At 43.7% G+C, this 14,114-nt stretch carries 11 protein-coding genes; 9 read left to right on the top strand and 2 right to left on the bottom strand.

The genetic code is table 11. From position 1 onward, the window contains the following. Positions 1 to 30: 30 nt before the first annotated feature. Entirely contained in the window at positions 31 to 960 is a 930-nt protein-coding gene (locus RIG66_RS11980) for a pentapeptide repeat-containing protein (protein WP_446378286.1), read from the bottom strand. 300 nt (positions 961 to 1,260) lie between these two features. Between RIG66_RS11980 and RIG66_RS11975 the strand changes: the two genes are divergently transcribed. The 8 genes from RIG66_RS11975 (at position 1,261) to RIG66_RS11940 (ending at position 11,780) form a co-directional block, all read left to right on the top strand. Then, complete coding sequence (locus RIG66_RS11975) at positions 1,261 to 1,533, top strand: hypothetical protein (protein ID WP_446378284.1); 273 nt, start codon at positions 1,261 to 1,263, stop codon at positions 1,531 to 1,533. A 76-nt stretch (positions 1,534 to 1,609) separates the two neighbouring features. Beyond that, positions 1,610 to 1,927, top strand: a complete 318-nt coding sequence (gene trxA, locus RIG66_RS11970; protein ID WP_446378282.1) for a thioredoxin — start codon at positions 1,610 to 1,612, stop codon at positions 1,925 to 1,927. Between the two features lie 126 nt (positions 1,928 to 2,053). After that, on the top strand, positions 2,054 to 3,016 hold the full coding sequence (locus RIG66_RS11965; RefSeq protein WP_446378280.1) for a tetratricopeptide repeat protein: 963 nt from the start codon (positions 2,054 to 2,056) through the stop codon (positions 3,014 to 3,016). A gap of 128 nt (positions 3,017 to 3,144) precedes the next feature. Further along, positions 3,145 to 5,058: a hypothetical protein gene (locus tag RIG66_RS11960; RefSeq protein ID WP_446378278.1), complete on the top strand. Its 1,914-nt coding sequence runs from the start codon at positions 3,145 to 3,147 to the stop codon at positions 5,056 to 5,058. A 237-nt stretch (positions 5,059 to 5,295) separates the two neighbouring features. Beyond that, positions 5,296 to 6,474: an LOG family protein gene (locus RIG66_RS11955; RefSeq protein WP_446378276.1), complete on the top strand. Its 1,179-nt coding sequence runs from the start codon at positions 5,296 to 5,298 to the stop codon at positions 6,472 to 6,474. A 364-nt stretch (positions 6,475 to 6,838) separates the two neighbouring features. Next, entirely contained in the window at positions 6,839 to 8,005 is a 1,167-nt protein-coding gene (locus tag RIG66_RS11950; protein ID WP_446378274.1) for an endonuclease/exonuclease/phosphatase family protein, read from the top strand. A 293-nt stretch (positions 8,006 to 8,298) separates the two neighbouring features. After that, positions 8,299 to 10,026, top strand: coding sequence for a lamin tail domain-containing protein (locus RIG66_RS11945; protein ID WP_446378272.1), 1,728 nt, complete (start codon positions 8,299 to 8,301; stop codon positions 10,024 to 10,026). Between the two features lie 281 nt (positions 10,027 to 10,307). Continuing rightward, on the top strand, positions 10,308 to 11,780 hold the full coding sequence (locus RIG66_RS11940) for an alpha-amylase (RefSeq protein ID WP_446378270.1): 1,473 nt from the start codon (positions 10,308 to 10,310) through the stop codon (positions 11,778 to 11,780). 288 nt (positions 11,781 to 12,068) lie between these two features. On the opposite strand, the gene RIG66_RS11935 is transcribed toward RIG66_RS11940, so the two are convergent. Further along, a complete protein-coding gene (locus tag RIG66_RS11935) occupies positions 12,069 to 12,971 on the bottom strand; it encodes an Rpn family recombination-promoting nuclease/putative transposase (protein WP_446378268.1) in 903 nt (300 codons plus the stop codon). A gap of 333 nt (positions 12,972 to 13,304) precedes the next feature. Here RIG66_RS11935 and RIG66_RS11930 point away from each other — a divergent pair, with 333 nt between their 5' ends. Then, the gene (locus RIG66_RS11930) at positions 13,305 to 13,904 is read left to right on the top strand and encodes a DJ-1/PfpI family protein (protein WP_446378266.1); all 600 of its coding nucleotides are present in this window, start codon (positions 13,305 to 13,307) and stop codon (positions 13,902 to 13,904) included. Positions 13,905 to 14,114: the final 210 nt, after the last annotated feature.

Here is a 14,114-nt window from a genome sequence, read left to right as displayed (position 1 = left end):
AAATTTTCGGTTTTTTGAATAAGGCTGGGTTTAATAGTCATCGATTTCAATATTCAATGCACCTTTTTCAATTAGCCATTGCTTTTGAGTTCGGCTTAAGCCGATGGCATTGGTAAATAGCGCTCCTTTAACTCGACAACCGGATAAATTTACGGATTGGAGTTGGGTGTCTTTTAAGTTGGCATAACGTAAATCGGCATCCACTAACACTGTTCCGTCAAGCACCGCTCCTTCTAAATTTGCTTTAAACAGAGAGGCTCGACTCAAATCAACATCGCTCAAATCTGTATTCACAAGGATAGCTAATTCTAAGGCAACCTGTCGCAATATTGCCCCGGTTAAGTCAGCATCACTTAAATCGGCTTCAACTAAATCCGCTTCGCTTAAGTCTGCACCACATAAAATCGTTTTGTGGAGTTGCGCTCCTTCCAAGTCAGTCTGACACAATAAAGCCTTGGTGAGAATGGCTTCTTCCCAGTTGGTTTGACACAGCTTCGCCTGATTAAAAATCGCCTCGGTACCATCCACTCCTTTTAAATTCGCTTGGAACAAATCTGCCCCCCTTAAATCAGCGTGGGTTAAACAAGCGACGTCTAAGCAACTATTAGTGAGATTGGCGGCGTTTAAGCAAGCTGACTGAAGATTAGCATGATTTAAGCGAGCATTACTGAGGTTGGCTTGGATTAAGCTGGCTTCACTGAGATTTGCCCACAGCAAGCTGGCATAGAGTAAGTTTGCTTGATCTAAGTTACTATTTTTTAAGTTTGCTTGATTTAAATCGCACCAGATAAATTTAGCCCGTTTTAGAATACTTTGATTTAAGTCAGCGCAACTGAGATTGGCATAACTGAAGTCAGCGCCGCTCAAATCGACACCACTTAAGGAAACTTGGTTAAAGCGAATCGATTGAAAGTTTCTTTCCTGAGTTGCATAACGTTGAAGAATGTCTTTTGCCTTCATGTTTCGGATATGGGCTGGGGGATATGAATCAGTAATCGACAATTATTGCAATATATTACATATTTTCGCTATGAAATCTCTGTTTGGTTAACAAGGTAAGGAATTGAATCAGAGATACGTTTTAGTTCAATTAATTCTATGACTTATAGGTATTGACTAAGATGTAATTCTGTGCATTATTAGGATTTGAGCCAAAAATTCTCTATTCAAGATCTGAACTTTAGGGACTATATTTCTCAACTCTAAGCTGTAATACTAAGAATGTTGCCAATGTTGCTTTGACAAATAAGGTTTTAGACTATGAGCGAGCAAAATTCTAAAGGTTCAAGTTATATTGTTCCCCTGGAATCACTTAGCTTTGATAGCTTTGGACGTAATCCTGCTACCGATATTGTTTGTGTAACTCCAGTTCGCACAGTGATTCGGCGCGAAGAGGAAATTGTGCTGATTCGCAAAGTAAGAAAGGTGGAAGAAATCGATGCGAGTCCGGCTTGCCCAATCAATACCACTCAAATGGCTCAAGTTCAACAAGAGGGCGAAGTAGTCTTTCAGGAACAACAAGTAGAATCGTAATTCATCCAATGAGCCAGATAGCCTGACTGGGTTTATCTGGCTTTGTTTATGTTACAGCGGCTTGCAACTCAATGAAATGGCAACTAAGCATAATTTTTCGAGTTTCCAAGATTTAATTCAGAATTCTCCTACGCCGGTTTTAGTCAGCTTCTATGCAACCTGGTGTGGATACTGCAAAATGATGTCTCCTATTTTAGAGCAGGTGAAGACGGCAATGGGAGATCGCATCAAAGTGGTGAAAATAAACACAGAGAAATACCCAAAACTAGCCTCTCAGTATGAGATTCAGTCGTTGCCGACTTCAATTTTATTTATCGAAGGTGAACAAGCCAGTCGCATCAAGGGCGTGATGCAAACGCCAAAACTGATTGAATATTTAAAAAAATTCCTTTAAACTCTAAACTAAAATTGATTGGGACTGTATTCCAGAATCAATGGGGGTTGTACATTGAAGCGTCTTGCCAAAATCCTTAAATCAATCGGTGTTGTTTTCGGTTTTATCATAAGCAGTTTTGGACTAATGATAATTTTAGGCTTGATTTTACCTGCTGTTTTGGAATACAAGCGAAATCTGGCAATTAATTATAATCGACAAGCCGAAACGCTGTATCAGGCAAGACAGTATGAGCAGGCAATTGAGATTTACAACAAAGCGATTCAAGCTTATCCAAATTTGGCGTTGTCATATTACAATCGTGGCAATTGCTTTTTTGCTTTAAATGACTATCAAGAAGTTTTGCAAAATTATAATGATGCGCTTAAACTGAATCCTAGCTATCTACAAGCCTATAATAACCGAGGAAATACCTACTATTTACTAGGGGATTATAATCAAGCGATCGCGGATTATACGCAAGCGGTTAAATTTAATCCTAAGTACGAGCGGGCTTACTATAATCGCGGTAATGCTTACTATAATTTAAGCGAGTATAAAAAAGCCCTGGCAGACTTTAGTCAGGCAATTCAACTCAATCCTGACTATGCTGAAAGTTATAATAATTTAGGAAATACCTATATAGCCTTAAATCAATATCAACAAGCGATTGACAGCTACGATAAAGCAAGCGCGATCAATCCTAACTATGCTCAAGCTTATAATAATCGCGGCAATAGCTACTACTATTTAAATAACTTCGTGCAAGCCATTAGCAACTATGCCAAAGCCATTACGCTTGATAGTCAAAATCATGAAGCCTATAATAATCGCGGCAATGCTTACTATGCCCTGCAAAAATATAAAGAGGCACTCAAGAATTACGACCAAGCCTTAACCCTTTGTCCGAATCATATTGAATCCTATTATAATCGCGGCTTAGTCCAGATTAAACTGAAGCAAAAACAAAAGGCGATCGCGGACTTGCAGAAAGCGGTTCAGTTGGCGCAGCAGCAGAAGAATCAGCTATTGCTGGAGGTGATTAAAGACGCAATTGAGAAACTGCAAATGAATCAGGAGATTCCCAATGTTTTACCCAGTCAAAGCTAAGGTGTAGAGACGTGCCATGGCACGTCTGTAAGGGCGGGTTGAACGACTAACATTTTTTGCCACCTCGATATGACTAAACCCGCCCCTTGAGTGTTTAAAGCCTAGATAAAAGATAGTAGGAGAGAAAAATGAGTTTATCCAAAACATCTGGCGGAGATCTAACACCTGGAACCGTCTATCTTCAGGATTATCAATCGGATCAACCCAGTAATTTGTATACCTTAGACTTAGTGACAGGGAACACCCAATTAATTGGCGCGATCGCCACCTCCGTAACTGATATTGCTTTTGTCGATTCCCAACTTTATGGACTCGATCAAACTGATGATGGTCAAACCACATTATTCCTCAATATTAACCCCACCACTGGGGAAGCCACGGTGATTGGTGATATTGGTTTTGCGGTTGCTGGTTTAGCCTATCACCACCAGCGCCAAACCCTGTATGCTACCAGTGCCAAACAATTAATTTCCATTAATCCCGCCACCGGAAAAGGGACACCCGTGGTAACCATTAAGGATCGAGAACGCAACTGTGGTGAAGTCACTTTTGCGGCTGATGGCATCGCTTATATTACCCTAATTGGTTATGACCACCAAAAATTATTGGCAACCTGTGATCTTGATACAGGTGCAGTCAATTTTATTGGCAATATTGGCTTCCCTGATCTTGGCAGTATGGACTTTATTGGTGATACTCTTTATGGCGTCACAGGTAATTTCTTTAATTTAGGTAAAGATGGTCAACTCATCCGTATTGATCCGCAAACAGGTACAGGAACCTTAGTCACCATGACTGAACCGAGAGGGCGTTGGGCGGGACTTACTGTTTATCAACCTGTGACCCAATCAACCCCTCAACCAACCACACCGACGACTACAATTACTCCGGAGAAATCCATGACTCTATTAACCATTGATACCCAAGAGCATTGCTATGTTATTGACCAAGGTGCGATGGAACACCTACAGTCTAATGTGGCAAACTCGATTCACTTAGATCAAGGAACCTATACGCTAAAAATTGCCAGTGGTCGCTACAGCTATGCCGAAGATAAAGGGCAAGGCGAACCCTTTGTCTTACTCTGGATTTATGGCATAGATGGCAGTACGTTTGTTAATAAAAACACGGGCTTTGAAACCGGGGCAACATGGACAACCCTAAATGGCTATGATGACCCCTTAAGTTTAGAGATCAAAGATAAAGCTGTTGTATGTGCCTTGTTCTTTGATATCAATAACACCGATAACAGTGAATCAGTTACCCTCTCCATTACAGACAACAAATCGACGACAACGCCTCAAACCCTAACTGTTGATAGTACAACCAACTGTCATTTATTGAATCCGGACAACTTGAGGAGTCTCCAGCAATGGCAGACCAACTATATTGATCTCGAACCGGGAACCTATAAAGTGACAATTCGCGAAGGAAATGCCCAGTATTGGTCAGGAGAACAAAAGTTTAAATTAGAACCCTGGGCAATTCTTTGGGTCAAAGGGGGCAAATTCATCACTAAACTCACAGGTATTGAAGTTGAACAAAGCTGGCTGTCGCTGAATGGGTATGAGGATTTCATCCCTCTTGAGGTCAAAGAAAAGACAACGATTTGTGGATTATTCTTTGACACCTATAAGGACGATAACCAAGGGCAAGTTGTTTTAGCCATTGAACCGGTTAGCGTTACTCACTTAATCGAAGAAAAAGAAAAAGTTAAAAAGAAGGTGATGTCTGATTCCGATTCATCCCCGGAAACACCGTCAGATAAATCGGGTAAAAAGGTTGAAGCTGAAGTTGATTACTCTTACCGCAGCAAACGCCCTAGTTCTGTCAGTGTAGGAAATTTAGCCACGTTAAGTTTTGACAGTTTCGGACGTGATCCGGCAAGGGATATTGTCTGTGTTACCCCGGTTCGCACTGTAGTTCGGCGGGAGGAAGAAATCACAATTATTCGCAAAGTCAGGAAGGTTGAAGAGGTGGATGCGAGTCCGGCTTGTCCCGTTAATACGACTCAAGTTTCCAGAGAAACAGTCGGCGAATAAAATAATGAATCATGTTAGAATAAACGGCAATTAACAGGATGTAGGGGCGACCCGCTGCATCAATGAACAATACTTATCCACCCAATTGACTCGGGTCGCCCTATCTTTAGCCATCGGTAACAGCTGGGGCGACTCGCTGGATCAAGGAACAATCCCCATCCACTCAATACACTCGGGTCGCCCCATTTTCACCCCTCAGTAATAGATAATGTGTATTGCCGTTTATGCAAAAATAACATGTCACGTCAATCTCAGCCCTCAGCCACTCATCGCCAACCCAATTCAATTATTCCTCTAGAAATTGAATCCCTCGATGAATTTGACCAGTATCTTAAAGACAAACAAAGTCTTGCCAATGTTGTTTTTCAAAGCTTGGATTTAACGGCGTATTCTGAAATATTAAAAAACTACGACTTAACCAATACCGTCTTTTTAGGCTGTCGTCTGACACCCGATACTTTAACCTATATTTTAAATACAGGTGGATTAGTTTTTCCACCCTTGACCTATGTTCCATACAATGCTTATCGCAACCGCCTTTATTCTCCCGATGAATTAATGGGCGATTATCAGGTTGGGGTAACAGGAAGCTATGGTCATACCCTGGATGGTCGAGTCTATGACCATTATGTCAACAATGGCAAAGATCACCCCGCCAGTATTCTAGAAACCCTCGCCCAACGGTTACATGATCATGCGATTACCGATGCCCTAGAAGAACTGATTGATGGGCGAAAAGTTGTGGCAATTATGGGCGGACATTCCCTAAAACGGAGTGATCCCAACTATATCAAAGTGGCGCAAATTTCTGGAGAATTGACCCGTCGCGGCTATTTAATGACCAGTGGTGGTGGACCCGGTGCCATGGAAGCCACCCATTTAGGTGCATGGTTTGCCTATTGTTCCCAGGTGGAATTGGAGGATGCGGTGGAGATTCTAGCGGCTGCACCGATTTATAAGCCCATGGAACAATGGTTAGATACCGCCTTTGCGGTGAAACAAAAATACCCACTTCAGGATAAAAATGGGCAATATCCAGAGAGTTTAGGGATTCCCACCTGGTTATATGGTCACGAACCGCCCACCATTTTCGCCACCCACATTGCCAAACTCTTTGCTAATAGTATCCGGGAAGAAGGGTTACTCGCGATCGCGAAATATGGGGTAATCTATTCTCCAGGGAGTGCCGGAACCATTCAAGAAATCTTCCAAGACGCTTGTCAGAACCATTACAACTCCTTTGGTGTGGTGAGTCCGATGATTTTCTTAGGCGAAGATTACTGGAAATGTAAAAAACCCGTGTTTCCGTTATTGGCGCAATTAGCGGCGGGGAGAGAATACAGTTCACTGTTGGCGATTACCGATTCCGTAGATGAGGTGATTCAAAAAATTGAACAATTTGCCGCCACATTATAACTAATTTTGTGTTCAAGATCGGTAGGGGCGACCCGCCGCATCAATTAACAACACTCGTCCACTCAATTCACTCGGGTCGCCCTATCTCCACCCCTCGGTAACAAAAAATCCCTCTTTAAAGACCTGTAGGGGCGACCCGCTGCATCAATTAACAACACTCGTCCACTTAATTAACTCGGGTCGCCGTACCATTGAAGATATTGCCAATCACTTTAACTGGCGCGAGGATGCCGCCCGGGCAATCTTTTACCTAGGGGATGAAGCCTTAGAAGCCGGAGGTCCTCAAACCACCCAAGAGGATATTGAAGCCGCTAATCGCGCCATATCCCAAGCTAAAGCCGCCAATGTCACGATTCACACCTATTTGGGTAAGTCGAAGAGTAAACATCGAGAGAGTATCCAAAGCGAATATGCCAGAGTCGCATCAGAAACCGGGGGACAAGCCTTTACCGACAAAGACACCCTCAAAGGCTTTGAAGATGTTCTAGAAAAAGTCATTTGTGGCAGTTGTGCCTCGCAACCGGAAACACCCTCAAAACGTCCAGTTCGCCAGAAAACACTGAACGTTGGCACATTTAACCTTTATAATCTGGTTCTGCCCAATGTCACCTATTACGAAACCAATAAATATAGCCCAGAACTTTATCAGCGCAAAAAAACCTGGATTGCCCGTCAAATCGAACAAATGGATGCAGATATCATCGGGTTCCAGGAACTGTTTCACGAGGAAGCCTTGCGAGAAATCCTCACCGAAACCCCAGACTGTGCCAATGCTAATCTAATTACCGCCAATCCCACCGGGGACAAACCAACCGTAGCGCTGCTGTCGAAAGTTCCGGTTCTCAACCACCAAATCTTCACCGAATTCCCCGAAAAGGCACGTATCGATATGGAAGGGACAGACATTCCGCTGCATAGCTTTTCCCGTCCCCTGTTATCGGTTGATCTTGCCTTAAGTGATACGGTTGAATGCACTGTATTTGTGGCTCATCTTAAGTCTAAACGCCCTATCATACCTGAAGATGCCGATCGCAGTGACCCCGTGGAAAAAGCCAAGGGACAAGCCAGGGCGTTACTGCGTCGGGCGGCTGAAGCCACGGCGTTACGGGTAATTCTCATGGAAACGCTGCAAAACCGCAAACGTCCAGTCATTGTGATCGGAGATTTAAATGATAGTGGTTTAGCCGTAACCAGTAAAATTATTTCCGGTGAACCCCCTTGGGAAAAACTAAGATTTGCCCAAAAGCAGGAAATCTGGGACGTACTCCTTTATAGTGTCAAGGACATTCAGGCGCGTCAGAGTTACGGTGATTTCTACTACACCCATATCTACAACGGGTACTACGAGAGTCTCGATCATATTATGGTAAGTGAAGAGTTGGTGGCACAAAATCCGGATCGCATCGGTAAGGTGACGTATGTTTCTGTTTATAACGATCATCTCATCGATGAAACCTTGAGTTACGAAGACATGAAAAAATGGAAGTCAGATCACGGACAAGTCGTTGCCTCGATTCGACTGGAATCTTAAGCAAATCTTTAATTTAATTGACAAAAGGACGGTAAGTCGGTTGACTCATTCTCAGAGGAAACGAATGCCGTTCAGTCTTCGTTTAAGCTTTATTGTTATAGCGCTACGCGCTAGGCAATAGGTGAAACGTATTACCAGGTCAGATTTGTAGGGTGGGCAAGGCTTATAAGCCTTGAAATCCTAATATTATCGTTCCTTGTTCTTGCCCACCTCACAGTAACGTGAAACCTATTACCAGTACAGCAAGATATGAGTTGACGATTTACCCTTTATTCACATTCAGGAGAAAAATTATGACGACTCAATCCCCACTCTCATCACAGCAACGGGTTGGCATTATTCCCGCCTTAAAAGCCGATCGCCAATCTAACACATGGCATACTGTTAAATTTGATCCGCCGTTTCCTCAGGATACCCAAGTCGCCGTTATCCCGATGACGCAAACCTATAACGGACATGAAACTCCAGGATTAAGACTTCGCCATGTTACCCCAGAAGGATTCGAGATTCGCTTTGATGAAGTCGTCGCCGGGGGACGTTCGGCGGATGGGGCGCATCTAGATGAAGCTGTTGCCTGGATTGCCTATCCTGTATCTACCCAAGAGGACGATACGCAAGGAACACCAGGAACACCAGGAACACCAGGAGTCCCCACCTTTCCCCCCGAATCCCTTGATCTAACCGCCGATACGATTTATCAGCTACTGTGGGAACACGATGAGAATCAATTCTCAGTCAGTCCCCGGAACAGTTCCGGCGACTGGGAAAACCCAGAGGCTGATATTTTATTAGATGAACAGGTGAAAGCGGCGGGGAAACGAGAAATTGATTTAGCGACTCATCCTCTCTTCCATAAAGTAAATGAAGCGAAACTTTTTGACAAAGATCGCACCTATTCCAGCTTTATTCAACTTTTAGATAACTACGCCATTCGTGCGGCTGATCCCGAAATGACGGACGAGGAAGAAGTCCAAGAACAGCAAGCGTTTTTGGCAAAAATAATCAAAACCAAGCCCATGCAGCTTGCCCGGACTTATATCAATCAAAACTTAGGCGAAAGTCTTTCGGAAGAAGAATTCCGCACCAAGCTACAGCGGATCTGGTTTGAACTTTATACGAATCACTATGGCGGCAAATCGACTGAGTTTGCCTCTGGCTTTGAACATGTGTTTGTCGGTGAAGGTAAGTTCGATATCCATTCGGGAAGTAAAAAAGAAAACTTTGGCAAAATTTCCGGTTATCACTCATGGGTGAAGTTTTACCTGGATGAAAAAAATCAGCGGGTCAATTATTTGGGATACAAGTATGACTTAAAAGGAGAGGATGGTTCCCAAAATCCAAATGTTGTCACCTTGCAGATGATTAATAATGTGATTGATATGCAAGGAAACGTGATTGCTAAACTGTTTAAACCCAAAGGCGGCTTCTTTGTTGGTCCGAGTCCCGAATGTGAAATGGCAATGGCAACCGTTGCTTATTACGAAAGTGTTCACGGCAAAATTACGGACAAGCGCCGGATTACCATTAATGACGCTACCTATAATTTAGTCTTGTATCGCAGCACGAATCCAAATGGCAGTCGTGGTGAATTTATTCGTTCTTTTTTCCCCATTTTCTTGGCAATGGATGATGGCGAAACACCGGACAATGATGAACCTGTTGTTGAGCCAATTGATGAAGTGACAAACAACAACGGTGATGTTGTCATTTTCGCCACCCAACCCAACCCAGAAGGTAGTGATGAGGGGAATGAGTGGGTTGAGTTAAAGAATACCACGAGTAATCCGATTGATTTATCGGGTTGGAAACTGCAAGATAAATTAGACCGTCCCGAAGATATTAGTGGCACGCTGCAACCGCAGGAAGTCAAGCGTTTTACCATTTCGCGAGCTAATTACACGACTATGCAACTGGGGAACAGTTCGGGTATTATTGCCTTAATTAATGCCGCTGGGCAGGAGGTAGCAATGGTCAGTTATGGTTCCGCTAGTTCGGGTGAAGTGATTCGGTTTGTGTCCTAAAGGATTGTTTGTTGTCGGAGTGGGTTTCACGCCTTGATGTTAACTGAAGCTCAATGGCATTGAACTAATCATTTTTGGATCGCCAAAACTTTTGATATACCGTAGGGTGGGTTTCGGCTTCGCTCAACCCACCAACCTTCAGTCAGTGCCATTCAACTTAAGCGAAAACATCTCCAATCCCTTGATACAAATCCCACCCTAACCCTCCCCTTGGCAAGGGGAGGGAACCAGGAGGAAACTAATTTTTCCCTTATCCGCTGTAAAAAAAAGAGAGGCTCAACATGTCAATCAACGGCACAATGATGCAATATTTCCACTGGTACATTGATCCCAATCTGATCCTGTGGAATGACGTTAAAACTAAGGCACAAGAATTAGCCGATGCAGGATTCACCGCATTGTGGCTACCTCCCGCCTACAAAGGAATGGGAGGCACTTATGATGTCGGCTACGCCGTGTATGATATGTATGATCTAGGCGAATTTGATCAACATGGCACTGTTCGCACCAAATACGGCACTCGTGAACAATATTTAGCCGCGATAAACGCCTTACACGAATCAGGAATACAAGTTTATGGGGATACTGTCTTAAATCATCGTATGGGAGGTGAAGGGACAGAGATTGCCCGCGCTACTCCCTTTAATGAATATGATCGCCTGCATCCCAAAGGCTGGACAAGGGATATCAAAGCCTATTCTCATTTTAAGTTTCCGGGTCGTCAGGGCAAGTATTCTAACTTTGAATGGCATTGGTGGCATTTTGATGCGGTGGATTACGATGATTTCACCAAGGAACCGAATACGCTTTATCTCTTTGAAGGTAAAACTTTTGATGATTATGTGGCGTTAGAAAAAGGAAATTTCGCCTATTTAATGGGATGTGATCTGGATTTCCAGAGTCAAGAGGTGCGCGATGAAGTGACTCGTTGGGGCAAATGGTATCTGGATACCACAGGCGCGGATGGTTTCCGTCTGGATGCGATTAAACATATTTCATCCTGGTTTTTCCCGCAATGGTTAGATGAGATGCGGTATCATGCGGGCAAAGATTTGTTTGTTGTGGGTGAATATTGGTTAAACAATATTGACACCTTGCATTGGTATATCAATGCCGTTAATGGCAAAATGTCGGTCTTTGATGTACCACTTCACTACAATTTTTATTACGCTAGCCGATCCGGTGGACATTATGACATGGGGAGTATCCTCAATGGCACTTTGATGCAGCAACGTCCCACCCATGCAGTTACATTTGTAGAAAACCATGATTCGCAACCGTTACAGTCATTAGAAGCCCCCGTAGAACCCTGGTTTAAGCCCTTAGCTTACGCGATAATTTTATTACGCCGCGAGGGGTATCCTTGTGTCTTTTATGCCGATTATTACGGTGCAGAATACGAGGATTATGGCAAAGATGGCAATCGGTACAAGATTTTTCTTCCCTCTCACCGTTGGATTATTGACAAACTCCTCTATGCTCGCAAAGAGTATGCTTACGGGGATCAATATGATTACTTTGATCACTACAATACAATTGGTTGGACTCGCTTAGGGGATCACGCCCATCCCAAAGCCATGGCAGTGATTATGAGTGATAGTGTGCCAGGTTATAAGTGGATGGAAGTGGGTAAACCGAATGCCAAGTTCTATGATTTAACGGAACATATCAAGGAACCCATTTACACCAATGAATGGGGATGGGCAGAGTTTCGGTGTAACGGCGGTTCGGTTTCCGTGTGGGTTCAAGACTAAGCTAGGGGCTGCTGAATAAGTGCTGCGGTGAGGGGGAGCGGGGGAAGCAGGGGAAGACTTCGGCGTGAGCGCGGACCCCTGAGCCTGTCGAAGTTCAGTCGAACGCTGGGGGAGCAGGGGGAGCAAGGGTACATTTTCGGTGATAGCGGTGCAAGGGTTTTGATTAGTTTTATTCTCTTTCCCGGAAGATGAACCAAAGTCTACTACGGCGATCGCACTACAGATCGCTCGCTTTTCACAGGTTAGAATGTAGATTGGGTGGCGTGATCGGACTCCTGTAACGTTCGTTTAGCGCGATCGCTCCTCAAGCCAACTTGACAAATCCGCCAAACTGTTGAAGTCTAAAAAATCTTCTCCTAAGCTTTCTAAATCTTCAAGAGATAAATCCTCAATTTTGCGGCTGAGCGTCGCCGGGATGTCTCCAAAACGCTTTTTAAGTTGGCGCATGATTAAGACAAGTGCTTCAGTGAGTCGTCCTTTCTCTTCAGCATAAGTAATGCGTCCTTTCTCATCTTGCAGCATCATCCCTCGCCGATCAACAATGTCCAATTCTTCTACTGTCATGTTGGCTTGATTCGCCAGTTGTAACGCAAATTCTATCTCTGATACTTCTGCCAAACTCTCAGGAATACTCTCTAAACGTGCCGCTTCTTTCAGAAAATAAATCCATTTATCTACCAAAGTATGTACCTCAGACAGGGTTTTCTTGAATTTCGGTAATTCTACAAAAATTAGCCGCAGTTCATTTCCGAGAATTGGAAACTTATCCTCTTCTTCATAAAAGGAAAGCTTACTGATCATTTTCTCTGTATTTTGAAATAATATGAAATCCGTAATTGTCACCGCTATTGCCGGATTGAGAAGGGGATAATCTTCTCCTTTTGCCAACTGGTTGCTATAGGCTTTTGCCAGATTATACGCCACTCGCTTATTAAATGCTGACATAGAGGCAATTTGCATCTCTATGATCACAATCGAGCCATCGGCTAACACCGCTTTTACATCTAAATAGGTTTCTTTTAAGCTAATCACCTGACCGGGATTATAGGGATTGACAATCGTTAAGGATTGAATCACCTTCTCGCCGTCATAAATGATGGCATTGAGAAAACTGATTAAAATGGCTTGACTTTGTTCGGAGCCGAATATTTTTTTAAAGGCATAATCAACCTTGGGGCTAATAAATCTCATCGATTTCTCCCGTTTAAGCTTGAAAAGACAGAAGATAGTTTAATCGTAACACAAAGCTGTCATCCATTTAAATACAGCTTAGGGTTGCTTTGGGGCATATCAGGTTTCTTGGACAGGGTGGGTGCGAAGTAGGGTGGATGGGGTACTTGACCTGTCGATGGTGTTGGGTTTGCTAACTCAACCCAACCTAAGGCTACAGCTAGAGAACCGCAACTGTCTGTCATTGTTGGTCTACTGAATTCATTTATCACCTCTTCGGCTTTTCAACGCTACGATTAAGGATAATCATCATTGGAAGCGATCGCGTTGATGTATATCGAGGACTAAACAACGATGAGTGGAAAAAAGATTTTAATGGTCGTTGGCGATTTCGTCGAAGACTACGAGGTCATGGTGCCATTTCAGGCATTGCAAATGGTGGGACATACCGTTCATGCAGTTTGTCCTGATAAAAAGGCTGGAGACAGCGTAAAAACAGCCGTTCACGATTTTGAAGGGGATCAAACCTACAGTGAAAAACCGGGTCATAACTTCGCCTTGAATGCCACATTCAGTGAGGTGGTAGCTGCCGATTATGATGCCTTGGTGATTCCCGGTGGACGCGCCCCGGAATATATCCGCCTAAATGAGACGGTTCTAGAGATAACCCGTCACTTTGCCCAAGCCAATAAACCCATTGCCTCTATTTGTCACGGATTGCAGGTATTAGCCGCCGCTGGTGTGCTAGAAGGAAAAAGCTGTACCGCGTATCCAGCTTGTGGACCCGATGTGAAATCAGCAGGCGGATTATATACCAACATTCCGGTTAATGAAGCCATGGTTGATGACAATTTAGTCACCGCCCCCGCTTGGCCCGCACACCCAGCTTGGTTAGCCGAGTTTCTGAAATTGTTGGGGACAAAAATCGAACATCAACAGATGGCGGCGGTTTAACTGAGGAACAATAACCGTTCCGAAAAACCTATACAGATATACAGAACTATGCAGATCTAGGCATATCTGTACATAGTCGGAACGTGCAGACCAAGACTCACCGCAGTCTACGTTAGACGGGTCATGACACCTTGATGTGAACGCCAGCATCATGCTCTATCGGATTCAGTTAAGCAATCAGTGAACAGGTTTATAGCTGTAGTGCTGAAT

Source organism: Coleofasciculus sp. E2-BRE-01, from assembly GCF_040221695.1.
GTDB lineage: Bacteria > Cyanobacteriota > Cyanobacteriia > Cyanobacteriales > Coleofasciculaceae > Coleofasciculus.
Note: the sequence above shows the minus strand (reverse complement) of the source record. Positions and strands in the feature narration are given on the sequence as shown.

Excerpts from the sequence above, each read along its gene's own strand:
- RIG66_RS11980 (WP_446378286.1), bottom strand. The coding sequence starts at position 960 with ATGAAGGCAAAAGACATTCTTCAACGTTATGCAACTCAGGAAAGAAAC.
- RIG66_RS11975 (WP_446378284.1), top strand. The coding sequence starts at position 1,261 with ATGAGCGAGCAAAATTCTAAAGGTTCAAGTTATATTGTTCCCCTGGAA.
- trxA (WP_446378282.1), top strand. The coding sequence starts at position 1,610 with ATGGCAACTAAGCATAATTTTTCGAGTTTCCAAGATTTAATTCAGAAT.
- RIG66_RS11965 (WP_446378280.1), top strand. The coding sequence starts at position 2,054 with ATGATAATTTTAGGCTTGATTTTACCTGCTGTTTTGGAATACAAGCGA.
- RIG66_RS11960 (WP_446378278.1), top strand. The coding sequence starts at position 3,145 with ATGAGTTTATCCAAAACATCTGGCGGAGATCTAACACCTGGAACCGTC.
- RIG66_RS11955 (WP_446378276.1), top strand. The coding sequence starts at position 5,296 with ATGTCACGTCAATCTCAGCCCTCAGCCACTCATCGCCAACCCAATTCA.
- RIG66_RS11945 (WP_446378272.1), top strand. The coding sequence starts at position 8,299 with ATGACGACTCAATCCCCACTCTCATCACAGCAACGGGTTGGCATTATT.
- RIG66_RS11940 (WP_446378270.1), top strand. The coding sequence starts at position 10,308 with ATGTCAATCAACGGCACAATGATGCAATATTTCCACTGGTACATTGAT.
- RIG66_RS11935 (WP_446378268.1), bottom strand. The coding sequence starts at position 12,971 with ATGAGATTTATTAGCCCCAAGGTTGATTATGCCTTTAAAAAAATATTC.
- RIG66_RS11930 (WP_446378266.1), top strand. The coding sequence starts at position 13,305 with ATGAGTGGAAAAAAGATTTTAATGGTCGTTGGCGATTTCGTCGAAGAC.